Here is a 19,901-nt window from a genome sequence, read left to right as displayed (position 1 = left end):
CTCGGGGTCAAATCACCTTCGCCTTCGGGATTGTAAATCCCTGCAGGCGAAGAACATTTGCCCATCGCGGCGACCCGCGGGCCTCAGCTTTTCTTTCGCGCTTCGTTTCGTTCAGTTTTCAAGGAACGAGACCTCTTCTTGAACTTGCTTCGTTGCAGTCTTGCGCCGAGGAACCCAATCCCCCCGAATTCACTAGAAGACACAGACGCAAAGTTGCTGCATTGAAACAACTTCTCTGCTGATTTGCAGTCTTGAACTGAAGAATAGTTGAATCTTCCTCTTGCAAACAGCTCTTTTATACTAACATGCCTCTTTTTTCTTGTCAAGATCTTTTCCGTTGCTTTTCGTCACTCACCGCTATCGAACACTCTGTCCGATTAGCGACGATTTTTAATATACCACTTACCAATCAAAAATGCAATATCTTTTTTAGGGGAATTTCAGGAACCGACGCCAGACCGTTCCTTTAGGCTTCCTCCATCTCTTCGACGGTAAGAGGACTGGCAAATAAGTTTCATAACCGCCATGGCTGTCCGCATAAGATGTTATTAGGACAACGATTTTACAATGCAAAAAAGGGGGCCGATGTCATGTTTTACGCGTTGAACGGACGGACGCTGAAAAAAGCTCTCATTATTATCTGCTCCGCCTTTTTCACCGCCGTCGTCTTGTACGCTTATGAAATGAACCGTCCAGTTTTTTCGCTTCCTTCTGGGCCGAAGGCGGTATATAAAGTGGACAACGCCCGCAATGAGGTGGCGTTGACGTTCGATATCAGCTGGGGAGATGAGAATGCAGACAAAATTTTGGATGTCTTGAAGCAGCACGGGATTCAAAACGCGACCTTTTTTTTATCCGCCTCATGGGCCGAACGCCATCCAGCCGTAGTGAAGCGGATCAAAGAGGAGGGGCATGAGATTGGCAGTATGGGATATAACTTTGTCAACTATACGGAACTTGAGAACGCCAAAATCCGTCAAGATTTAATCATGGCGAAAAAAGTGTTTGACATGTTGGGAATTAAACAGGTTGAGCTGCTGCGCCCCCCTGGGGGGAACTTCAACAAAAATGTGTTAAAAGTTGCTCAGTCCCTCGGCTACACTGTCGTCCATTGGAGCATTGACTCGAAAGACTGGCTCAACCCTGGGACAGACCAAATTGTTGAGAACGTCACGAGGGACCTGGAACCGGGCGATATCGTGCTCCTTCACGCATCTGATTCGGCAAAACAGACAGCCAAAGCGCTGCCGAAAATTATCGCCTCCATGAAAGAAAACGGCTACAAAAACGTCAACCTCTCCGAGCTGTTGGCGAATGGCGAAGCCGAAAGCCGCGGGATCGAGTGACACGTTCCGACAGCGGCCTGCGCCGGTGCGGCTGGATTGCGGCGGCAGACAAGCCGCCAATTGGAATGATTGGCTTTTGGCGAACAGCCGTTTTTTCGCGGCTGCCATAAGAAAACAGGCGGCGCCTTGCTTTCTTTATTGTTTCGCGCTGCCTGTCAATTTATGCAGTATAAGAAGCTGGTATGCATTGCATACTAATAAAGGAATCAACATCAAATACAGCCAATCACGGTCGTTGATGCGCAACACGGGAAACCATTCAATGACCGTAACGACGACCATAAAGAACAAAGCCGGAACGAACGCCCCTTTGTTCGTCTGTGCGCTCTTGACGTAGGCAACAACGAGACCAACCACCAAAATGAACAATGCGGTCAATAGATACGGAATGATTGAATCGCCCTTGTCCGCAAACGCCATGTAGCGGAAATACACTAAATCGAACAGCACGAACATGATCAAAACAACCTGCACAGCGTTCCATAGCGAACGGAAGATGCCAAGCCCGAACCGGTGGACGGTTAAATAAGCAAAAAACCCCGCCTGACTGATGACGCTGAAAATAAAGCCAACACCGATATGCCATAACAAAACAGCCATAAATTCGACCATTTCCAGGCGCAACAGCAAGCGCCCGAATTCTTCCCAGTTGAACACAATGCCGACGGCCGCCGTGGCGATGCCGCCGATCAGCAGCGTCGATAAAAATAAACGCACCCATTTGCGGCTGTTCACAGCTTCATCCTCCATCATTTCAGCATAACCCGCTTACCATTTTACCAGCGCCCTTGTGAAAAAGCCAGCTCCGATCTCCCCCATGTATATTTTTTTCGCCAACATTCATATTAAGGGTGAGGGATTTTTGCAGAAAGGAGCTCACTTTCATGAACAAATGCCTACCGCTCCTCTTGCTCAGTTTTCTCGTTCTTGGTTCCTGTGCCCCTCAAGAAATCAGCCCCCCTCCCCCGGATTATGACGAAACGAAAAAGATGGTTGTTGACATTTTAAAAACCGACGAGGGGAAAAAGGCGATTCAAGATATTATGTCGGAAGATCAGATGAAGCAGCAACTAGTCATAGATCAAAAAGCTGTAAAAGAAACGCTGCAACAAATGCTGACATCCGATCAAGGAAAAAAGTTCTGGGAAAGTGCGTTAAAAGACCCGAAATTCGCTGAAAGTTTTGCCAAAGGGCTGCAAGCAGAACATGAAAAAATGATGAAGGCGCTCATGAAAGATCCCGATTACCAGGCGCTGATGATCGATATTTTAAAAGATCCAGAAATGGAAAAAGCCATGGTCGATGTCTTAAAAAGCAAAGAGTTCCGCCAGCATTTGCAAAAGGTGATCACGGAAACGTTGAACAGCCCGCTGTATCAGGCGAAAATTCAAGATATGTTGATGAAAGCAGCTGAAAAGGTTCAGCAAGGCGGAGAAAAACAAGAAGAAGGCGGAGGGGAAGGGGGAGAGGGAGAAGAAAGCACCGGCAACCAACAAGGCGGAGGAGGTTAATCAAGCAAAAAAAGCGTCCGTGCGCTGAAAACCGCCAACGCTCTAATCGGCGGTTTCTCGCCATCGGACGCTTTTTGTGAAACCGATTAATATTTTGCAACGATTTTGCGGGCGATATCCATATAAATTTTCCCGATCGGATGATCTTCTGCGTAAACGGACGGAGCGAAGTCGTCGTCGTTCCAATCCGGCTGCTGAAGCGGCAGCTGCCCTAACAGCTCGGTTTGCAGCTCTTTAGCCAGCTTTTCTCCGCCACCCTTGCCGAAGACATACTCCCGCTCCCCTGTTTTCCGGCTCTCGTAGTACGACATATTTTCGATCACGCCGATAATTTCATGTTCGGTGCGCAACGCCATTGCCCCAGCGCGGGCAGCGACAAACGCAGCGGTCGGATGCGGAGTCGTGACGATAATTTCTTTGCACGACGGCAAGAGCGTATGGACGTCCAAGGCGACGTCGCCCGTACCAGGCGGCAAGTCAAGCAGCAAGTAATCCAAGTCTCCCCATTCGACCTCTTTGAAAAAGTTGTTCAACATTTTCCCAAGCATCGGGCCGCGCCAAATGACCGGGGCGTTGTCCTCGACGAAAAAGGCCATCGAAATGACTTTTACGCCAAACCGTTCGACCGGGATGATTTTGTCGCCCCTCACCGTCGGGCGCTCGGTGATTCCCATCATGTCCGGAACGCTGAACCCATAAATGTCCGCGTCAATCAACCCGACTTTTTTGCCGAGCCGGGCGAGCGCGACCGCCAAATTGACGGAAACGGTCGACTTGCCGACTCCACCTTTGCCGCTGGCAATGGCGATATACGTCGTTTTTTGCTTGTTTTCGCTATATTTCTCCACCACGTCGCGCGGCAGTTCGGCGAACCGCAGCCCGACCGTCGCAGCGCCCGCGTCTTTCAGCTGCTCGACGATCGCCGTTTGCACGCGAAGCTGCTCGGGCGTTCCGGTTTTGGCGAGCGCGATTTTCACGCTGACATGGTTTTTCTCTTCCTTAATTTTGATTTCTTGGATGGCATTCGTCTCTTTAAACGTTTTGTTTAAAAAGGGATCTTTCATCTTTTCAAGAATGGCGCGCACTTCAGTTTCCGTCAACATCGTATTCACCAACCCTTTTGCAAATCAATGGTCATTTCTACGTGTTATCATACCATAAATCGGCAGACGGCCGCCATGTTTGACTTGCTCCCGCACGTCCCCGCGGTTGAAAAGGGGGGAATTTCTAATTCCTTTTGGCGAAACAAGGCCGGTCGGCTGTCTGTCTCCTCTGTTCCGACCTTAAAAAATCCCCGCTACTCGCGAGGCGTATGTTCATTGGAAAAATAGCGGAGCACTCCTTTATAAATCGAGGCGGCCAGCTTCGTTTGGTAGCCATCAGACACAAGCAACTCTCGCTCATCGGGATTCGACAAAAACCCAACCTCGACAAGCGCGCCGGGGATTTTTGCATGCTTGAGCAAATAGACGGTATCAATCATTTTTGCCAGTCGATGGGTGTTCTCCAAATTGCGCCGCAATTCCGCTTGGATAAATCTCGCCAGCCGCTCGTTTTCGATGAACGACCCGTAATAAAACGTCTGCGCTCCTCGCCAACGCGGCGACGGGATGGCGTTGAGATGGATGCTGATGAAAAGATCGGCATTCGATCGATTGACGAAAGCCGTTCGTTCGAGCAAATCCTCCGTTTTCCGTCGGCTGTAGCCGCGTGTGGACGGGCTGGCCAAGTCCCGATCCGTCTCGCGCGTCATCAGGACGAGCGCCCCTTGCTGCTGCAGATAATCGCGCAGCTTTTTCGCCACGTTGAGCGCGATGTCCTTTTCCACCGCCTCGCCACCGACGGCGCCGCCGTCCGGCCCACCATGGCCGGGGTCCAATACGATGATTCTCCCCGATAATGGGAGATTCCATGGTTTTGTTGATGTCAAATCGGAAAATAAAGACGGAAATAGCAAAGTGCTCATAAGGGCGACGGCAGCAAAAGCGACCAGCCACTTCCATTTTTCTCTCATTGTTTCTCCTCCCGCACGTTTCCCTTCTCTATCTTATATGGGACAAGGCGCGGGAATAGAACTCATTCAGCGAAGTTTTAGACGACGCCGTTTTTTGCCCCGCTCAAATCCTTCCGTCCACCAGTTGCCGATATATTGTTCACACGCGTCATACAGCGACTGGCTGAGGAAATCGTTGTCGATATTGCCCCAAAAGCAAAGAAAATCAAACAGCGTATCGATCAAATATTTTTCTTCTTGAGCACATCGACAACGTACGCTGGCCGCCGGCTCCCCATAATAGCCGAATCGGCTGTAGCGAGCGCCGAGCAAATACGCTTCAATGGCCAGATCAATACAGCCTTCCTCAACAACGGATGGGAACATCCGATACGCCGTATAAAACGGAACAAAGTGCTCAAGCGCTTTGGTCCGTAATTTCTCAAGCGACAGTTCGCGCAACATGTTCCGTTCATAGCGAAGCTGCTTTTCCTGCCTTTTTTCCGCCAATGAAGTGATGACTGTCATCGTCTTTCACGCTCCTTTACGATGTAGTGTCTAACGATCGCTCACAATCATACGCGCGGGCGAAAGGCAGAAATAAGCAAAAAACCCAGCCAAATCGGCTGGGTTGGAACATCACGCGATTAACGTTTCGAGAATTGCGGAGCGCGGCGGGCGCCTTTGAGCCCGTATTTTTTGCGTTCTTTAACGCGAGCATCGCGCGTCAGCAAACCGGCCCGTTTCAGCACCGTGCGGAATTCCGGATCGACTTCAAGCAACGCACGGGCGATGCCATGGCGAATCGCACCGGCTTGGCCGGCAAATCCACCGCCTTGGACATTCACCAAAACGTCGTAGCTGCCAAGCGTTTCCGTCAATACGAGCGGCTGTTTTACCATTTCGATGAGCGCTTCCGTCGGGATGTACTCGCGAATGTCACGCTTATTGACAATGATGCGGCCATCGCCCGGGACAAGGCGGACACGGGCGACCGAGCTTTTGCGACGACCTGTGCCGTAATATTGTACTTGTGCCAAAATCATACCCTCCCTTATGATTATCCGCGAAGTTCATACACTTCTGGTTTTTGTGCTTGATGCGGATGTTCGCTTCCACGGTAAACGTGCAACTTTTTGAACATTTGCCGGCCAAGGCTGCCTTTTGGAAGCATGCCGCGCACCGCACGTTCGATCATTTGTTCCGGGTAGTTCGTACGCATTTCCAGCGCTGTTCTTACTTTTAAGCCACCCGGATATAAGCTGTGGCGATAGTACAGTTTTTTCGTCAACTTTTTCCCAGTCAGTTCGACTTTGTCCGCATTGATGACGATGACGTGATCTCCGCAATCAACGTGCGGAGTGAACGTCGGTTTATGTTTGCCGCGCAACAGCGCCGCTACTTCGCTGGCTAAGCGGCCTAACGTTTTGCCAGCTGCGTCGACAACGTACCATTTACGCTCTACTTCATTCGGTTTCGCCATATAAGTCGTACGCAATGCAGTTCCCTCCTAAAATAAAAAAATGAACAAACAAAATGGTCGTTTATTTCAACACGATTATGGTCCGGGGCTAATCGTGGAAAATACATGCCATATGATATAATAGCTTGCCGGCGCGCCAATGTCAAGAAGATGTTACACAAGGACTCGTTGTCTTAAAAAGCCGGAGAAAACCATCAGCCATCCACCAATGAGTGAACCAAACATTCATCCTCATAGTATACGCGCCATAAATACAGCCCTTCGGCCGGCGCGGTTGGACCAGCGAGGCGCCGATCTTTCGCCGCAAGCAGTGTCGAAATGTCGGCGGGAGAACGCTTCCCTTGGCCGATCTCCAACACCGTGCCAACGATAATGCGCACCATGTTGTACAAAAAGCCGCTGCCGACAAACCGAAACTCGAGCATCGGGCCGTCGGCCTTCACTTCAGCCCGATACATGGTGCGCACCCGGTCTTCGATCGACGTTTTTGCGGAACAAAAGCTTGTAAAATCGTGCGTTCCATGAAGCAAACGAAGCGCCTCGTTCATCGCGCTGATATGAAGCGAATATGGATGCCATGCGCAATAATGGCGGCGAAACACGTCGCGCTCGGCAGCCGTCCATACTTTATAGCGGTATTCTTTCGCTTTCGCCGAAAAACGGGCGTGGAAGTCTGCATCGGCCTCCTGTACAAAGCGAACGACGATATCATCCGGCAGCTGGGCGTTCAACGCCTTTTTCCACTGCTCCGAGGAAAGGGAAAGCGGCGTATCAAAGTGGATCACTTGCCCATAGGCATGAACGCCGGCATCCGTCCTTCCGGAAGCCGCCACACGCACTTTTGTCCCTTTATGCATCCGCCGAAGCACTTCCTCAAACTCGCCTTGCACCGTCCGCTTTCCCGGCTGGATTTGGTAGCCGGAAAAGTGGGTGCCATCATAGGCAATGATGCATTTGATCCGTTGTGTCATGGCCTTCCTCCGCTATGAGCGTAATAAACAAAGCAATACGGCCAGCAGCGCCACAGCCGCTAAAAACGCGATGTCCACCGGCTTCCAAGCGAGCTGGCGGAATTTCGTCCGCCCTTCCCCGCCGCGGTAGCCGCGCGCCTCCATGGCTGTCGCCAGCTCATCGGCTCGTTTGAACGAGCTGATAAACAGGGGCACAAGCAGTGAGACAATGGCTTTCATCCGTTCGGAAAAACGGCCGCCAGAAAAATCAACACCACGAGCCGCCTGTGCTTTCATAATTTTTTCCGTCTCTTCCATCAATGTTGGAATGAATCGAAGCGAAATGGCCATCATCAAGGCGAGCTCATGGACAGGAACGCGCATCTTTTTGAGCGGCCCGAGCAAACTTTCGACGCCGTCGGTCACTTCAATCGGCGTCGTCGTCAACGTCAACATCGTCGTCATCAATACAAGGAGCAAAAACCTTAGGGAAATAAAGACCCCTTGCTTGATGCCGCCTTCATATACAGAGAGCGCACCGATTTGGTAGATGACGTCTCCTTCTTTCGTCATGAATAGATGCAACAGCAATGTAAACAAAACGACCCATAAAATCGGTTTCAAGCCGCGGGCAATGAACGAAAACGGGATGCGAGACAGAGCTGCAAAGGCAAACGCAAACAGCGACAGCAGTGCATACGTCGCCGCATTGTTCGCCAAAAAGACGATCAGGACGTAAGCAAACACGATCAATAGTTTGGCGCGCGGGTCTAAGCGATGAATGACGGAATGACCAGGCACATATTGCCCGATAATCAAATGATTAGTCATGGACGCTCACCTTGGAGAACAATTGCTGGATGGCTTCCGCTGTCTGTTCCAACGTCAAGCATGGCGACGGAATGACAACGCCGAACCGCTTTTCGAGCTGCTGTTTCAATTTGACCGTTTCCGGCACACTCAAACCGATGGCAGCCAGTTTGTCAGCGTCGCGAAACATCTCTTCCGGCGTTCCGTGGCCCCATACCGTTCCTTCATGCATGACGATGATTTCATCAGCGTACCGAGCTGCATCTTCCATGCTGTGGGTGACGAGAACGGTTGTCAACTGCTTCTCACGATGGAGGCGATAAAACATCTCCATCATCTCTTTGCGCCCGCGCGGATCAAGGCCCGCGGTCGGTTCATCGAGCACGAGCACTTCTGGTTCAAGCGCGAGCACGCCGGCGATGGCGACGCGCCGCATTTGCCCTCCGCTCAAATCAAACGGCGATTTCGCCAATACGTCTTCACTCAATCCGACGAGCTTAATGAGCTCCCGCGCCTTCCGCTTCGCCTCGTCTTCCGGCACGCCAAAATTGAGCGGGCCAAAACAAATATCTTTCTCCACCGTTTCTTCAAACAACTGGTGCTCCGGGAACTGGAAGACGACCCCGACCTTTTTGCGCAGCGGTTTCAGCTGCTTTGGCCGCTTATGGCTCGTGATCGTCTCTTCGCCGATCTTCACCGCGCCGCTTGTCGGCTGCAGCAACCCGTTTAAATGCTGAAGGAGGGTCGATTTTCCTGAGCCCGTATGCCCAACCACGGCAACGTACGCCCCGCTTCGGATTGCGACATTGACATCATAGAGCGCCCGACGGGCAAGCGGTGAACGGGCGTTGTACACATGCTCTACTTTTTCGAATACAATGTCCATAGCTCCTCGACCAACTCCTCTGTCGTGAAATATCCAGCCCGAAGCGGAATGCCTTGTTCCCGCAAGCGACTGCCCATTTTCACGGCAAACGGCAAATCAAGACCGATGCGCTCGAGCTTGCTTCCGAGCCGAAAGATTTGCTCCGGCGTCCCTTCTGCCATCACTTCGCCTTTGTTCATCACAATGAGACGGTCCGCCTTCGCTGCCTCTTCCAAATCATGGGTAATTGACAAGACGGTAATGCGCTGCTGGCGGTTCAGGCGGCGCACCGTCTCAAGCACTTCTTCCCTTCCACGCGGGTCAAGCATCGATGTCGCTTCGTCCAAAATGATCATATCGGGGCGGAGCGCCAAAATGCCAGCGATGGCGACGCGCTGTTTTTGCCCCCCAGACAACCGGTGCGGCTCATAATGGAGAAACGGCTCCATATGGACTTGGCGAATGGCCTCGCGAATGCGCTCGACCATTTCCAAGCGCGGAATGCCGTTGTTTTCAAGGGCAAAAGCGATGTCGTCTTCCACGGTCGCACCGACAAACTGGTTGTCCGGGTTCTGGAACACAAGGCCGACGCGGCGGCGCACCTCCCAAACGGTTGCGTCGTTCAAAAGGCGTCCAAACAAGCGAATGGCGCCCCGCTCCGGCCGAAGCAAGCCGATCAGCATCCGAGCGATGGTCGATTTGCCGGATCCGTTATGGCCGACGATCGCTAACCACTCCCCGCGCTCGGCCGTGAAGCTGACGTTTTGCACCGCATAGTCGGATTGATTTGGATAGCGAAAGGACACTCCCTCGATCGACAAGATTGGTTCGGCCATGATCGTTTCCCCTTGCTTCGCCGCGTTGCAAACGCAGCCTGCTAAATGATGGTAAACAAAAAAAGGGCATAGATCCAGTTCAAACGAAACTGTCTCGCCCTTGTTGAAATGAAACCGTTACACGAGTTCAATAATGACCATCGGCGCCCCGTCACCGCGGCGAGGACCAAGTTTCATAATGCGCGTATAGCCGCCTTGGCGATCTTGGTAGCGCGGCGCAATGTCGCTGAACAGCTTTTGCAACGCATCCTGGCCGGTTTCGCTGTTGGCGACCTCCTTGCGGATGAATGCCGCTGCTTGGCGGCGGGCATGCAAATCGCCGCGTTTGCCGAGCGTAATCATTTTTTCCATGACCGAGCGCAGTTCTTTCGCCCGCGCTTCCGTCGTTTCAATGCGTTCGTTGATGATTAAGTCTGTTGCCAAGTCGCGAAGCAGTGCTTTTCGTTGCGAAGTCGTGCGTCCTAATTTTCTGTACGACATCAAATGTCCCTCCCTTTTAAAGTGATGTGTTCCTCATGGTGGCCATCATCAAAGCAATATGGTGAAAGTGTGTTTCCGGCTTGCCGGCGGAGGCCGGCACTTAGTCGTCTTTGCGCAGGCTGAGGCCAAGCTCAGCCAGTTTCGCTTTTACTTCCTCAAGCGACTTGCGGCCGAGGTTGCGCACTTTCATCATATCTTCTTCCGTTTTTTGCGTCAGTTCTTGAACAGTGTTGATGCCGGCCCGCTTCAAGCAATTGTAGGAACGAACCGAAAGATCGAGTTCCTCGATCGTCATTTCGAGCACTTTTTCTTTTTGATCGTCCTCTTTCTCGACCATGATCTCCGCATTTTGCGCCTCATCCGTCAAGCCGACAAAAATGTTCAAGTGCTCCGTTAAAATTTTCGCTCCAAGGGAAATGGCCTCTTTCGGCCCAATGCTTCCATCCGTCCACACATCAATGGTCAGCTTGTCATAGTCCGTCACTTGGCCGACCCTTGTATTCTCGACTTGATAGGAAACTCGGGAGACCGGCGTATAAATGGAATCGATCGGAATGACGCCGATGGGCTGGTCTTCGCGCTTATTCGCCTCAGCAGGAACATATCCGCGCCCCCGCTTGGCAGTCATGCGCATGCGCAGGCGGCCGCCTTCCGCCAGCGTCGCGATATGAAGGTCCGGGTTTAAAATTTCTACATCGCTGTCGTGAGTGATATCGGCAGCCGTGACAACTCCTTCACCCTGCACATCAATCTCCAACGTTTTCTCTTCGTCTGAATAAATTTTCAACGCTAGTTTTTTGATATTCAAAATGATGGCTGTCACATCTTCAACGACGCCGTCAATCGTTGAAAACTCATGCAAGACGCCGTCGATTTGCACCGATGTTACAGCTGCACCAGGGAGTGAAGACAATAGGATACGACGCAAGGAGTTCCCTAAGGTTGTACCATATCCACGCTCAAGCGGTTCGACGACGAATTTGCCATATTTGGCATCTTCGCTCAGTTCGACCGTTTCAATTTTCGGCTTTTCAATTTCAATCATCGATTATTATACCCTCCTTCAAAACGTCGAGACCCCGATCAAACGGTACACGCCTAACAACATTCCCCCATGAATCTCTCTTTATGCTTGCCTGCCATGGTCTTTATCATATCCCATTATTGACAATGGTGCAAATTCTATACAGGGGCGTTACACACGGCGACGTTTTGGCGGACGGCATCCATTGTGCGGGATTGGAGTGACGTCTTTGATCGCCGTAATTTCCAACCCGGCTGCTTGCAATGCACGGATCGCTGCCTCGCGGCCAGCCCCCGGACCTTTGACGTTCACTTCGACCGTTTTCATGCCATGCTCCATCGACGCTTTCGCTGCTGCTTCAGCCGCCATTTGCGCCGCAAACGGCGTTGATTTGCGCGAACCTTTGAACCCCAGCGAACCAGCGCTCGCCCAAGCAATGGCGTTGCCATGAACATCCGTAATCGTCACGATCGTGTTGTTGAACGTTGAACGGATATGGGCGATGCCTGTATCAATATTTTTTCTTACCCGGCGTTTACGAGTGTTTGTTCTGCGTGCCATTCGTCAAATGACCTCCTTTGCGTGATTATTTTTTCTTGTTCGCTACCGTGCGGCGCGGACCTTTGCGCGTGCGGGCATTGTTTTTCGTGTTTTGGCCGCGAACCGGCAATCCGCGGCGATGGCGAAGACCACGATAGCAGCCGATCTCCATCAACCGTTTAATATTTAACGATACTTCACGCCGCAAATCGCCTTCCACTTTTAAGCGGCCGACGATTTCACGAATGCGGCCAAGCTCTTCTTCCGTTAAGTCGCGAACGCGTGTGTCTTCCGATACGCCGGCTTCTTTTAAGATTTTTTGTGCTGTCGGTTTGCCGATCCCATAAATGTATGTTAACGAAATGACTACCCGTTTATCACGCGGAATATCGACACCTGCAATGCGTGCCATATGATACACCTCCTTGAAAATTACCCTTGGCGTTGTTTATGCTTCGGATTTTCACAAATGATCATAACTTTGCCGCGTCTGCGAATAACTTTGCACTTTTCGCAAATCGGTTTGACAGATGGTCTTACTTTCATGTTGTTTACCTCCCTAATTGAACGGAGTGCATTCCTTTATTTATATCGATACGTGATCCGTCCACGCGTCAAATCATACGGCGACAGCTCCACCGTCACCCGGTCGCCAGGCAAAATGCGAATGAAATGCATGCGGATCTTGCCGGATACATGAGCCAACACCGTGTGCCCATTTTCTAATTCTACACGAAACATCGCATTTGGCAATGTTTCGATGACGGTGCCTTCCACTTCAATTACATCATCTTTCGCCATCGAGCGGCTCTCCCTCCTTCGAATGAGTAACATTGTGTTACGCAAAACCGAACGTGATATCCATGATGATCGAGAAGACGTTTACCCCTTCCCACTTATGAAGTGGGAGACTCATTTCCACAATGTGTTAAAATTTCGCAGCCATCTTCTGTAATGACAATCGTATGTTCGAAATGGGCGCACCGTTTTCCATCGGCCGTGACGACGGTCCAATCGTCGGCCAACGTTTTCACGTAACGGCTGCCGGCATTGACCATCGGTTCGATGCACAGCGCCATCCCTGGCCGCAAAATCGGGCCTTTGTTCGGCGGCCCATAATGTGGGATTTGTGGGTCTTCATGTAAGTGTTGACCAATTCCATGCCCGACATACTCGCGAACAACGGAAAAGTGATGCGCTTCGACATACGTTTGAATCGCATGGGAGATGTTCGTTAAACGAGCGCCCGGTTTTGCCTCGGCGAGCCCGACGTACAGCGATTGCTCTGTCACGTCAAGCAACCGTTTCGTCTCGGCGTCGATCTCCCCGACCGGATACGTCCAGGCCGAGTCGGCGTGATAGCCTTCATACTGCGCGCCGACATCGATCGTAATAATATCGCCTTCCCGCAATGCGCGGCTGCTGGGAATCCCGTGCACAAGCTCTTCATTCACCGAGGCGCAAATGCTCCCTGGAAACCCTTGATACCCTTTAAACGACGGAATGGCGCCATGGGAACGAATCACTTCCTCCGCGATGGCGTCCAGTTCCTTTGTTGTGATCCCGGGACGAATGTGCTTTTGCAATTCTTTCAATGTAAGGGAAACGATTTTTCCCGCCTCGCGCATCAAAGCAATTTCCTGCGCGGTTTTGCAACGAATCATCGAGCAAGTCCCCCGAGCACTTCACAAATATCAGCAAACACCTTTTCCATTTCCTGTTCGCCGTTAATGTGGCGCAAATAGCCTTTTTGCTCGTAAAAATCGAGGAGCGGCTTCATTTGTTTCATATTCACCTCAAGCCGATTGGCCACCGTTGCTTCATTATCATCGGGGCGCTGGTACAGATCGCCACCGCATTTATCGCATACGCCCGGTTTCGCCGGCGGATGAAAAACGAGATGGTACGTTGCTCCGCAGTTGCGGCAAATACGTCTGCCGGTCAGGCGCTCCATTAAGACCTCTTGGCGAACGTCGATATGGATGACATAATCAAGCTTGCGCCCGATTTCCGAAAGCAACCTCTCAAGCGCTTCTGCTTGGGCGACCGTGCGCGGGAATCCATCGAGCAAAAAACCATTTTGGCAATCCTCTTTGCTCAGCCGTTCGCGGACGATGCCGATCGTCACCTCATCCGGCACAAGATCACCGCGGTCCATATACTGCTTTGCCTGCAACCCTAACGGCGTCCCTTCTTTGATCGCCGCTCGAAACATATCTCCCGTTGAAATATGCGGAATTCCGTAAGCCTCGACAATTTTCCCGGCCTGCGTGCCTTTGCCGGCACCCGGCAGCCCCATCAGCACTAAATTCATCCTAACTCCCCCTATCGGCAAGGGACGTCCGTTCTTGCCTTCTTTATTTGATGAATCCACGGTAATGGCGTTTCACCAGCTGGCTCTCAAGCTGCTTCATCGTCTCAAGCGCCACGCCGACGACAATAAGCAAGCTCGTACCGCCGATTCGTGCGGAAGACGGCAAGTTGGCAAAGTTCACAAAGAACACCGGCAGCACAGCGACAACCGCCAAAAAGATTGATCCGACCAGCGTCAGCCGGTATAAAATTCTCGTCACGTACTCTTGTGTGTTTTTCCCAGGGCGAATACCTGGGATGTAGCCGCCTTGTTTTTTCAAGTTGTCCGCCATCTGCTCCGGATTGACTTGAACAAACGCATAAAAGTACGTAAACGCGATGATGAGCACGACGTAAATGATCATCCCAACCGGGTGCGTATAATCAAACGTTCGGCGAATCCACAATGTTACATCATTCGTGCCAAAAAACGATGCAATCGTCGGTGGTGCAATCAAAAACGATACAGCGAAAATGACCGGAATGACTCCCGCTGGGTTCACTTTGAGCGGCAAATGAGTCGAGTGGCCGCCCACCGGGCTTCGGCCCTCAAGCCGCTTTGCGTATTGAATCGGAATTTTCCGGAACGCCTGCTGGATGTAAATGACACCAACGATGACGGCAACGACCGCCAACGCCACAAGCAGGAGCCGGACGATGCGCAAAAACACATCTTCCCCGACATTTTCAAACTGTTGGGCGTAAATTTGGTTCAAGACCGTCGGAATGCCTGAGACAATCCCGGCGAAAATAATGATCGAAATGCCATTGCCCACGCCTTTCGCGGTGATCTGTTCGCCGAGCCACATTAAAAATGCGGTGCCGGCGGTCAAGACGACCGCGATCAACAAATACGTGCCGATGCCCGGATTTCGAATGAGCATCCCGCCAGCCAAGTTGTTAAAGCCGTACGACATGCCGATGGCTTGGATAAACCCGAGCACGACCGTGAAATAGCGGGTAAACTGAGCTAATTTACGCCGGCCTACCTCGCCTTGCTTCGACCACTCCGTAAATTTGGGAACAACGTCCATTTGCAGCAGCTGGACGATAATCGATGCCGTAATATAGGGCATAACCCCCATGGCAAAAATCGAAAAGTTTTGCAGCGCCCCGCCGCCGAAAATGTTCAGGACGCCGAATGCATTCAATTCATCTTGCAGTTTTAACACATCCGCGTTCACGCCCGGAACAGGGATGAACGTTCCAATGCGGAACACGATCAACATAAGAAGAGTGAAAATAATTTTGTTTCGAATATCACTGACGCGCATAAAATTGGAGATTGTCCGAAACATTAAATCACCTCAGTTTTACCGCCAGCCGCCTCAATGGCCTCTTTCGCCGATGCCGAGAACTTATGCGCTTTGACCGTCAGCTTTTTCTCGATTTGGCCTTTGCCCAAAATTTTCACACCCGATTTCAACTTGCTGATGACGCCCGTCTCAAGAAGCAATTCCGGCGTCACTTCCGTTCCGTCTTCAAAACGATTCAGTTTTTCCAGATTCACAACCGCATACTCTTTCCGATTGATGTTCGTAAATCCTCGTTTCGGCAAACGGCGGAACAGCGGAGTTTGACCGCCTTCAAACCCAAGACGAACTCCTCCACCTGAGCGGGCATTTTGACCTTTTTGACCGCGGCCGGACGTTTTGCCGTTGCCCGAACCGATCCCGCGGCCGACGCGCACAGCTTTCTTTCGGGATCCCGGCGCTGGTTTTAGTTCATGAAGTTTCATGGCAAAGCACCTCCTTATGATTCATTATTCTTCAATTTCTTTGACTTTGACAAGGTGGGCCACTTTGTTGATCATCCCGCGGATTGCAGGATTGTCATTGTGGACGACCGTTTGGTGCATTTTTCGCAGGCCGAGCGTTCTGACGGTAACGCGTTGGTCTTCCGGACGGCCAATCACGCTGCGCGTGAGGGTAATCGCCAGTTTTTTTGCCATGATCGTTCCCTCCTTATCCTAACAGTTCCTCGACTGTTTTGCCGCGCAATCTCGCTACGTCTTCGGCGCGTTTTAATTGTTTCAGCCCATCAAACGTTGCGCGCACCATGTTGATTGGCGTGTTTGAACCGATCGATTTCGACAAGATGTCGCTGATGCCCGCCAGCTCTAATACAGCACGCGCCGGACCCCCAGCGATGACCCCGGTACCTTCGGAAGCGGGTTTCAAAATGATTTCCCCGGCACCGAAATGGCCGATGACTTCATGCGGAATCGTTGTGCCGACGATCGGCACTTCAATTAAGTTTTTCTTCGCATCTTCAATCGCTTTGCGGATCGCTTCTGGAACCTCTTGTGCTTTTCCGGTGCCAAATCCGACATGGCCGTTTTTATCGCCGACGACGACGAGAGCTGAAAAGCGCAGGCGACGTCCGCCTTTTACGACTTTTGCTACACGGTTGACCGCGACTACACGCTCTTCCAATTCAAGTTTGTTTGGATCGATACGACGCATCGTTGTCCCTCCTTTGTAATTAGAATTCCAAGCCGGCTTCGCGGGCGGCGTCTGCCAATGCTTTTACCCGTCCGTGATATAAATACCCGCCACGGTCGAACACGACTTTTTTAATGCCTTTTTCCAATGCACGTTTGGCGACAAGTTCGCCGACTTTTTTCGCTGCCTCAATGTTGTTCGTCGAATCTAAGCCAAACTCTTTGTCCAACGTCGAGGCGCTGACGATCGTTGACGATTTTGTATCATCGATAATTTGCGCGTAAATATGTTTATTGGAACGGAACACGCTCAACCGCGGACGTTCAGCCGTGCCGAAGATTTTTTTGCGGATGCGCGCGTGTCTTTTCTTCCGAACCGCGTTTCGGTCCACTTTCGTGATCATCGAATGTCACTCCTTTCGCTTCGCTATGCCGCGTTATTTACCAGTTTTGCCTTCTTTCAGGCGCACAAGCTCACCTTCGTAGCGGATGCCTTTGCCTTTATACGGCTCTGGCGGACGAACCGCGCGAATGTTGGCGGCCAGTTCGCCGACGCGCTGTTTGTCTGCCCCTTTGACGATGATTTTCGTTTGGGATGGCACTTCAATTTCAAGCCCTTCTTCCGGCTCAATTTCTACCGGATGAGAATAACCGACGCTCAATACAAGCTTTTTCCCTTGTTTCGACGCCCGGTACCCGACACCAACGAGTTCGAGCGCTTTTTCATAACCTTTCGAAACGCCTTCGACCATGTTGGCAAGCAAGCTGCGCGTCGTGCCATGGAGCGCGCGATGATGTTTTTCATCGCTTGGACGCGTAACCGTGATGACATTGCCCTCAACCGTGATCGTCATATCTGGATGGAACGTGCGGGTCAGCTCCCCTTTCGGCCCTTTGACCGTAACCGTGTTGCCGTTGACCGTAACGGTGACACCGGCAGGAATTTCAATTGGTTTTTTGCCGACACGTGACATGTCAAAAACACCTCCATTCTTGAGCAGATAGATTACCAAACGTAGGCGATTACTTCGCCGCCCGTGCCTTTTTGCCGTGCTTCTTTGTCTGTTAAGATGCCCTGCGATGTCGAAAGAATCGCGATCCCTAAGCCGTTCAGGACGCGCGGCACTTCATGGGCTTTGACGTAAACGCGCAACCCCGGTTTGCTGATGCGTTTCAGCCCGGTAATGACACGTTCGTTGTTCGGACCGTATTTCAAGAAGATGCGGAGAATGCCTTGTTTGTTGTCTTCGATATATTCATAATCACGAATAAACCCTTCGCGCTTTAAAATTTCCGCGATTTCCCGCTTGATTTTCGAAGCCGGGACTTCGAGCTTTTCGTGACGCACCATATTCGCATTGCGGATGCGAGTCAGCATATCAGCAATTGGATCTGTCATCACCATTATGTTTTACCTCCTTCCCAATCAATGGGTTGATTACCAGCTGGCTTTTTTGATGCCTGGAAGTTGACCTTTGTATGCGAGCTCACGGAAACAAATACGGCACAATTTGAATTTTCGATAGACCGAGTGCGGGCGGCCGCAGCGCTCGCAACGGGTGTACGCTCTCACTTTAAACTTCGGTGTCCGTTTTTGTTTCGCGATCATCGATTTTTTAGCCACGATTTCGCCTCCCTTGCGTTATGGGATCATTATTTTTGGAATGGCATGCCGAGCAACGTCAGCAGTTCACGAGCTTCTTCATCCGTGTTGGCCGTTGTGACGATCACGATGTCCATGCCGCGCACTTTGTTCACTTTATCGTAGTCAATCTCAGGGAAAATGAGCTGTTCTTTAATGCCGAGCGTATAGTTGCCGCGGCCGTCAAACGACTTTTTCGATACGCCGCGGAAGTCGCGCACGCGCGGAAGCGAGACCGAAATCAACTTATCGAGAAACTCATACATCCGTTCGCCGCGCAGCGTCACTTTCGCACCAATCGGCATCCCTTGGCGAAGACGGAAGCCGGCGATCGATTTTTTCGCACGCGTTACCACCGGACGCTGACCGGCGATCAGCGTCAGCTCTTCAACGGCGCTGTCTAATGCTTTCGGGTTTTGCACCGCATCGCCGACACCCATGTTGATGACGATTTTTTCGATTTTTGGCACTTGCATGATCGATTTATAGTTGAACTTGCTCATGAGAGCAGGTACGACTTCGTTTACATACTTCTCTTTCAGGCGGTTCATAAAAGTACCTCCCTTCCTGCGTCACGGTTATTTATCCAAAATCTCGCCGGATTTTTTCGCATAGCGCACTTTTTTGCCATCGACAATTTTATAGCCGATGCGCGTCGGTTCACCCGTTTTCGGGTCGAGCGGCATGACTTTCGAAACGTGGATCGGCGCTTCCTTCTCAATGATGCCGCCTTGCGGGTTCGCTTGCGACGGTTTCGCATGCTTTTTCACAATATTGACGCCCTCGACGATGACGCGGTTTTTCTTCGGAAACGCCGCTAGAATGACGCCTTGCTTGCCTTTGTCTTTGCCGGAGATTACTTGCACTTTATCGCCTTTTTTTACATGCATCGCATTCGCACCTCCTTGAAACGCTGTTCCGTTCCATTAAATAACTTCCGGAGCTAAAGAAATGATTTTCATGAAGTCTTTATCGCGCAATTCACGGGCAACCGGTCCGAAAATCCGCGTGCCGCGCGGGCTTTTGTCATCACGGATGATGACGCAGGCGTTTTCGTCAAAGCGGATGTACGAGCCGTCCGGACGGCGCACCCCGCGTTTCGTACGAACAACAACTGCTTTCACGACTTGACCTTTTTTAACAACGCCACCTGGTGTCGCATCTTTGACCGTCGCCACAACGACGTCGCCGATGTTCGCATAGCGGCGACCCGAGCCTCCGAGCACTTTAATGACAAGCACTTCGCGTGCACCAGAGTTATCAGCTACTTTCAAGCGAGATTCTTGTTGAATCATCGACGAAACCTCCTTTCGGAATTATCTCTCCGAACTAAGTGAAGAACGATTACAGAACAACCGCTTTTTCAATGACTTCCACTAAGCGGAAGCGTTTTGTGGCCGACAGCGGGCGAGTTTCCATAATTTTCACGATATCGCCGACTTTCGCGATGTTATGTTCATCATGCGCCTTATATTTTTTCGAATATTTCACGCGTTTGCCGTACAGCGGATGTTTTTTGTACGTTTCGACCAACACGGTGATCGTTTTGTCCATTTTGTCCGATACAACCCGCCCGACGTACACTTTGCGTTGATTGCGTTGGCTCATTCCACAAACCTCCTCTCA

General features: G+C 51.3%; 32 protein-coding genes. 2 read left to right on the top strand and 30 right to left on the bottom strand.

Features of this window, described 5'->3' with window-relative positions; all coding sequences use genetic code 11:
* The first annotated feature begins 590 nt into the window (after positions 1 to 590).
* Entirely contained in the window at positions 591 to 1,346 is a 756-nt protein-coding gene (gene pdaB, locus DI44_RS15295) for a polysaccharide deacetylase family sporulation protein PdaB (RefSeq protein WP_011229660.1), read from the top strand.
* A 135-nt stretch (positions 1,347 to 1,481) separates the two neighbouring features.
* Here the strand turns inward: pdaB and DI44_RS15300 are convergent, their stop codons facing one another.
* Positions 1,482 to 2,081: a KinB-signaling pathway activation protein gene (locus DI44_RS15300; protein ID WP_011229659.1), complete on the bottom strand. Its 600-nt coding sequence runs from the start codon at positions 2,079 to 2,081 to the stop codon at positions 1,482 to 1,484.
* 149 nt (positions 2,082 to 2,230) lie between these two features.
* Between DI44_RS15300 and gerD the strand changes: the two genes are divergently transcribed.
* On the top strand, positions 2,231 to 2,857 hold the full coding sequence (gene gerD / locus DI44_RS15305) for a spore germination lipoprotein GerD (RefSeq protein WP_014194611.1): 627 nt from the start codon (positions 2,231 to 2,233) through the stop codon (positions 2,855 to 2,857).
* Positions 2,858 to 2,943: 86 nt separating this feature from the next.
* On the opposite strand, the gene DI44_RS15310 is transcribed toward gerD, so the two are convergent.
* From DI44_RS15310 to rpsQ, 29 genes are all read right to left on the bottom strand, one after another.
* Entirely contained in the window at positions 2,944 to 3,960 is a 1,017-nt protein-coding gene (locus DI44_RS15310) for an Mrp/NBP35 family ATP-binding protein (RefSeq protein WP_011229655.1), read from the bottom strand.
* Between the two features lie 194 nt (positions 3,961 to 4,154).
* Positions 4,155 to 4,871 (bottom strand): N-acetylmuramoyl-L-alanine amidase CwlD, encoded by a 717-nt coding sequence (gene cwlD / locus DI44_RS15315; RefSeq protein WP_011229654.1) that lies wholly within the window; start codon positions 4,869 to 4,871, stop codon positions 4,155 to 4,157.
* A gap of 66 nt (positions 4,872 to 4,937) precedes the next feature.
* Entirely contained in the window at positions 4,938 to 5,378 is a 441-nt protein-coding gene (locus tag DI44_RS15320) for a YbaK family protein (RefSeq protein ID WP_011229653.1), read from the bottom strand.
* A gap of 119 nt (positions 5,379 to 5,497) precedes the next feature.
* Positions 5,498 to 5,890 (bottom strand): 30S ribosomal protein S9, encoded by a 393-nt coding sequence (rpsI, locus tag DI44_RS15325; protein ID WP_011229652.1) that lies wholly within the window; start codon positions 5,888 to 5,890, stop codon positions 5,498 to 5,500.
* 20 nt (positions 5,891 to 5,910) lie between these two features.
* On the bottom strand, positions 5,911 to 6,348 hold the full coding sequence (rplM, locus tag DI44_RS15330; RefSeq protein ID WP_011229651.1) for a 50S ribosomal protein L13: 438 nt from the start codon (positions 6,346 to 6,348) through the stop codon (positions 5,911 to 5,913).
* 179 nt (positions 6,349 to 6,527) lie between these two features.
* A complete protein-coding gene (truA, locus tag DI44_RS15335; protein WP_011229650.1) occupies positions 6,528 to 7,304 on the bottom strand; it encodes a tRNA pseudouridine(38-40) synthase TruA in 777 nt (258 codons plus the stop codon).
* A 12-nt stretch (positions 7,305 to 7,316) separates the two neighbouring features.
* Positions 7,317 to 8,114, bottom strand: a complete 798-nt coding sequence (locus tag DI44_RS15340) for an energy-coupling factor transporter transmembrane protein EcfT (protein WP_011229649.1) — start codon at positions 8,112 to 8,114, stop codon at positions 7,317 to 7,319.
* A complete protein-coding gene (locus DI44_RS15345) occupies positions 8,107 to 8,979 on the bottom strand; it encodes an energy-coupling factor ABC transporter ATP-binding protein (protein WP_011229648.1) in 873 nt (290 codons plus the stop codon). Before DI44_RS15345 ends, DI44_RS15340 begins: the two co-directional genes overlap by 8 nt.
* Positions 8,955 to 9,794: an energy-coupling factor ABC transporter ATP-binding protein gene (locus DI44_RS15350; RefSeq protein WP_011229647.1), complete on the bottom strand. Its 840-nt coding sequence runs from the start codon at positions 9,792 to 9,794 to the stop codon at positions 8,955 to 8,957. Before DI44_RS15350 ends, DI44_RS15345 begins: the two co-directional genes overlap by 25 nt.
* A gap of 117 nt (positions 9,795 to 9,911) precedes the next feature.
* Positions 9,912 to 10,274, bottom strand: a complete 363-nt coding sequence (gene rplQ / locus DI44_RS15355; protein WP_011229646.1) for a 50S ribosomal protein L17 — start codon at positions 10,272 to 10,274, stop codon at positions 9,912 to 9,914.
* 100 nt (positions 10,275 to 10,374) lie between these two features.
* Positions 10,375 to 11,319 (bottom strand): DNA-directed RNA polymerase subunit alpha, encoded by a 945-nt coding sequence (locus tag DI44_RS15360; RefSeq protein ID WP_011229645.1) that lies wholly within the window; start codon positions 11,317 to 11,319, stop codon positions 10,375 to 10,377.
* A 150-nt stretch (positions 11,320 to 11,469) separates the two neighbouring features.
* On the bottom strand, positions 11,470 to 11,859 hold the full coding sequence (gene rpsK / locus DI44_RS15365) for a 30S ribosomal protein S11 (protein WP_011229644.1): 390 nt from the start codon (positions 11,857 to 11,859) through the stop codon (positions 11,470 to 11,472).
* Positions 11,860 to 11,884: 25 nt separating this feature from the next.
* The gene (rpsM, locus tag DI44_RS15370; RefSeq protein ID WP_008881920.1) at positions 11,885 to 12,250 is read right to left on the bottom strand and encodes a 30S ribosomal protein S13; all 366 of its coding nucleotides are present in this window, start codon (positions 12,248 to 12,250) and stop codon (positions 11,885 to 11,887) included.
* Positions 12,251 to 12,270: 20 nt separating this feature from the next.
* Entirely contained in the window at positions 12,271 to 12,384 is a 114-nt protein-coding gene (gene rpmJ, locus DI44_RS15375) for a 50S ribosomal protein L36 (protein ID WP_011229643.1), read from the bottom strand.
* A gap of 36 nt (positions 12,385 to 12,420) precedes the next feature.
* Complete coding sequence (infA, locus tag DI44_RS15380; protein ID WP_011229642.1) at positions 12,421 to 12,639, bottom strand: translation initiation factor IF-1; 219 nt, start codon at positions 12,637 to 12,639, stop codon at positions 12,421 to 12,423.
* Between the two features lie 95 nt (positions 12,640 to 12,734).
* Entirely contained in the window at positions 12,735 to 13,502 is a 768-nt protein-coding gene (map, locus tag DI44_RS15385) for a type I methionyl aminopeptidase (RefSeq protein WP_011229641.1), read from the bottom strand.
* Complete coding sequence (locus DI44_RS15390; protein WP_014194603.1) at positions 13,499 to 14,152, bottom strand: adenylate kinase; 654 nt, start codon at positions 14,150 to 14,152, stop codon at positions 13,499 to 13,501. Before DI44_RS15390 ends, map begins: the two co-directional genes overlap by 4 nt.
* 43 nt (positions 14,153 to 14,195) lie before the next feature.
* On the bottom strand, positions 14,196 to 15,488 hold the full coding sequence (gene secY, locus DI44_RS15395) for a preprotein translocase subunit SecY (protein ID WP_011229639.1): 1,293 nt from the start codon (positions 15,486 to 15,488) through the stop codon (positions 14,196 to 14,198).
* On the bottom strand, positions 15,488 to 15,928 hold the full coding sequence (gene rplO, locus DI44_RS15400; protein ID WP_013143982.1) for a 50S ribosomal protein L15: 441 nt from the start codon (positions 15,926 to 15,928) through the stop codon (positions 15,488 to 15,490). The genes secY and rplO overlap by 1 nt, the downstream gene beginning before the upstream one ends.
* Positions 15,929 to 15,952: 24 nt before the next feature.
* Entirely contained in the window at positions 15,953 to 16,141 is a 189-nt protein-coding gene (rpmD, locus tag DI44_RS15405; protein WP_014194602.1) for a 50S ribosomal protein L30, read from the bottom strand.
* A gap of 13 nt (positions 16,142 to 16,154) precedes the next feature.
* Positions 16,155 to 16,655: a 30S ribosomal protein S5 gene (gene rpsE / locus DI44_RS15410; RefSeq protein ID WP_011229636.1), complete on the bottom strand. Its 501-nt coding sequence runs from the start codon at positions 16,653 to 16,655 to the stop codon at positions 16,155 to 16,157.
* 19 nt (positions 16,656 to 16,674) lie between these two features.
* Positions 16,675 to 17,037 (bottom strand): 50S ribosomal protein L18, encoded by a 363-nt coding sequence (gene rplR / locus DI44_RS15415; RefSeq protein WP_011229635.1) that lies wholly within the window; start codon positions 17,035 to 17,037, stop codon positions 16,675 to 16,677.
* 33 nt (positions 17,038 to 17,070) lie between these two features.
* Positions 17,071 to 17,607, bottom strand: a complete 537-nt coding sequence (gene rplF / locus DI44_RS15420; RefSeq protein WP_011229634.1) for a 50S ribosomal protein L6 — start codon at positions 17,605 to 17,607, stop codon at positions 17,071 to 17,073.
* Positions 17,608 to 17,639: 32 nt separating this feature from the next.
* Positions 17,640 to 18,038 (bottom strand): 30S ribosomal protein S8, encoded by a 399-nt coding sequence (gene rpsH / locus DI44_RS15425; protein WP_012820490.1) that lies wholly within the window; start codon positions 18,036 to 18,038, stop codon positions 17,640 to 17,642.
* Between the two features lie 33 nt (positions 18,039 to 18,071).
* The gene (locus DI44_RS15430) at positions 18,072 to 18,257 is read right to left on the bottom strand and encodes a type Z 30S ribosomal protein S14 (RefSeq protein WP_003247599.1); all 186 of its coding nucleotides are present in this window, start codon (positions 18,255 to 18,257) and stop codon (positions 18,072 to 18,074) included.
* A gap of 29 nt (positions 18,258 to 18,286) precedes the next feature.
* The gene (gene rplE / locus DI44_RS15435; protein ID WP_014194601.1) at positions 18,287 to 18,826 is read right to left on the bottom strand and encodes a 50S ribosomal protein L5; all 540 of its coding nucleotides are present in this window, start codon (positions 18,824 to 18,826) and stop codon (positions 18,287 to 18,289) included.
* Positions 18,827 to 18,853: 27 nt separating this feature from the next.
* Positions 18,854 to 19,165 carry a 50S ribosomal protein L24 gene (rplX, locus tag DI44_RS15440; protein WP_011229631.1) on the bottom strand — a complete coding sequence of 104 codons (312 nt, stop codon included), beginning with the start codon at positions 19,163 to 19,165 and terminating at the stop codon, positions 18,854 to 18,856.
* A gap of 36 nt (positions 19,166 to 19,201) precedes the next feature.
* Entirely contained in the window at positions 19,202 to 19,570 is a 369-nt protein-coding gene (rplN, locus tag DI44_RS15445; protein WP_011229630.1) for a 50S ribosomal protein L14, read from the bottom strand.
* 49 nt (positions 19,571 to 19,619) lie between these two features.
* Positions 19,620 to 19,883 carry a 30S ribosomal protein S17 gene (gene rpsQ, locus DI44_RS15450; RefSeq protein ID WP_011229629.1) on the bottom strand — a complete coding sequence of 88 codons (264 nt, stop codon included), beginning with the start codon at positions 19,881 to 19,883 and terminating at the stop codon, positions 19,620 to 19,622.
* Positions 19,884 to 19,901: the final 18 nt, after the last annotated feature.

It is taken from the genome of Geobacillus sp. CAMR5420 (assembly GCF_000691465.1).
Lineage (GTDB): Bacteria > Bacillota > Bacilli > Bacillales > Anoxybacillaceae > Geobacillus > Geobacillus thermoleovorans.
Note: the sequence above shows the minus strand (reverse complement) of the source record. Positions and strands in the feature narration are given on the sequence as shown.

Excerpts from the sequence above, each read along its gene's own strand:
- pdaB (WP_011229660.1), top strand. The coding sequence starts at position 591 with ATGTTTTACGCGTTGAACGGACGGACGCTGAAAAAAGCTCTCATTATT.
- gerD (WP_014194611.1), top strand. The coding sequence starts at position 2,231 with ATGAACAAATGCCTACCGCTCCTCTTGCTCAGTTTTCTCGTTCTTGGT.
- DI44_RS15310 (WP_011229655.1), bottom strand. The coding sequence starts at position 3,960 with ATGTTGACGGAAACTGAAGTGCGCGCCATTCTTGAAAAGATGAAAGAT.
- cwlD (WP_011229654.1), bottom strand. The coding sequence starts at position 4,871 with ATGAGAGAAAAATGGAAGTGGCTGGTCGCTTTTGCTGCCGTCGCCCTT.
- DI44_RS15320 (WP_011229653.1), bottom strand. The coding sequence starts at position 5,378 with ATGACAGTCATCACTTCATTGGCGGAAAAAAGGCAGGAAAAGCAGCTT.
- truA (WP_011229650.1), bottom strand. The coding sequence starts at position 7,304 with ATGACACAACGGATCAAATGCATCATTGCCTATGATGGCACCCACTTT.
- DI44_RS15340 (WP_011229649.1), bottom strand. The coding sequence starts at position 8,114 with ATGACTAATCATTTGATTATCGGGCAATATGTGCCTGGTCATTCCGTC.
- DI44_RS15345 (WP_011229648.1), bottom strand. The coding sequence starts at position 8,979 with ATGGACATTGTATTCGAAAAAGTAGAGCATGTGTACAACGCCCGTTCA.
- DI44_RS15350 (WP_011229647.1), bottom strand. The coding sequence starts at position 9,794 with ATGGCCGAACCAATCTTGTCGATCGAGGGAGTGTCCTTTCGCTATCCA.
- rplQ (WP_011229646.1), bottom strand. The coding sequence starts at position 10,274 with ATGTCGTACAGAAAATTAGGACGCACGACTTCGCAACGAAAAGCACTG.
- DI44_RS15360 (WP_011229645.1), bottom strand. The coding sequence starts at position 11,319 with ATGATTGAAATTGAAAAGCCGAAAATTGAAACGGTCGAACTGAGCGAA.
- rpsK (WP_011229644.1), bottom strand. The coding sequence starts at position 11,859 with ATGGCACGCAGAACAAACACTCGTAAACGCCGGGTAAGAAAAAATATT.
- rpsM (WP_008881920.1), bottom strand. The coding sequence starts at position 12,250 with ATGGCACGCATTGCAGGTGTCGATATTCCGCGTGATAAACGGGTAGTC.
- rpmJ (WP_011229643.1), bottom strand. The coding sequence starts at position 12,384 with ATGAAAGTAAGACCATCTGTCAAACCGATTTGCGAAAAGTGCAAAGTT.
- infA (WP_011229642.1), bottom strand. The coding sequence starts at position 12,639 with ATGGCGAAAGATGATGTAATTGAAGTGGAAGGCACCGTCATCGAAACA.
- map (WP_011229641.1), bottom strand. The coding sequence starts at position 13,502 with ATGATTCGTTGCAAAACCGCGCAGGAAATTGCTTTGATGCGCGAGGCG.
- DI44_RS15390 (WP_014194603.1), bottom strand. The coding sequence starts at position 14,152 with ATGAATTTAGTGCTGATGGGGCTGCCGGGTGCCGGCAAAGGCACGCAG.
- secY (WP_011229639.1), bottom strand. The coding sequence starts at position 15,488 with ATGTTTCGGACAATCTCCAATTTTATGCGCGTCAGTGATATTCGAAAC.
- rplO (WP_013143982.1), bottom strand. The coding sequence starts at position 15,928 with ATGAAACTTCATGAACTAAAACCAGCGCCGGGATCCCGAAAGAAAGCT.
- rpmD (WP_014194602.1), bottom strand. The coding sequence starts at position 16,141 with ATGGCAAAAAAACTGGCGATTACCCTCACGCGCAGCGTGATTGGCCGT.
- rpsE (WP_011229636.1), bottom strand. The coding sequence starts at position 16,655 with ATGCGTCGTATCGATCCAAACAAACTTGAATTGGAAGAGCGTGTAGTC.
- rplR (WP_011229635.1), bottom strand. The coding sequence starts at position 17,037 with ATGATCACGAAAGTGGACCGAAACGCGGTTCGGAAGAAAAGACACGCG.
- rplF (WP_011229634.1), bottom strand. The coding sequence starts at position 17,607 with ATGTCACGTGTCGGCAAAAAACCAATTGAAATTCCTGCCGGTGTCACC.
- rpsH (WP_012820490.1), bottom strand. The coding sequence starts at position 18,038 with ATGGTGATGACAGATCCAATTGCTGATATGCTGACTCGCATCCGCAAT.
- rplE (WP_014194601.1), bottom strand. The coding sequence starts at position 18,826 with ATGAACCGCCTGAAAGAGAAGTATGTAAACGAAGTCGTACCTGCTCTC.
- rplX (WP_011229631.1), bottom strand. The coding sequence starts at position 19,165 with ATGCATGTAAAAAAAGGCGATAAAGTGCAAGTAATCTCCGGCAAAGAC.
- rplN (WP_011229630.1), bottom strand. The coding sequence starts at position 19,570 with ATGATTCAACAAGAATCTCGCTTGAAAGTAGCTGATAACTCTGGTGCA.
- rpsQ (WP_011229629.1), bottom strand. The coding sequence starts at position 19,883 with ATGAGCCAACGCAATCAACGCAAAGTGTACGTCGGGCGGGTTGTATCG.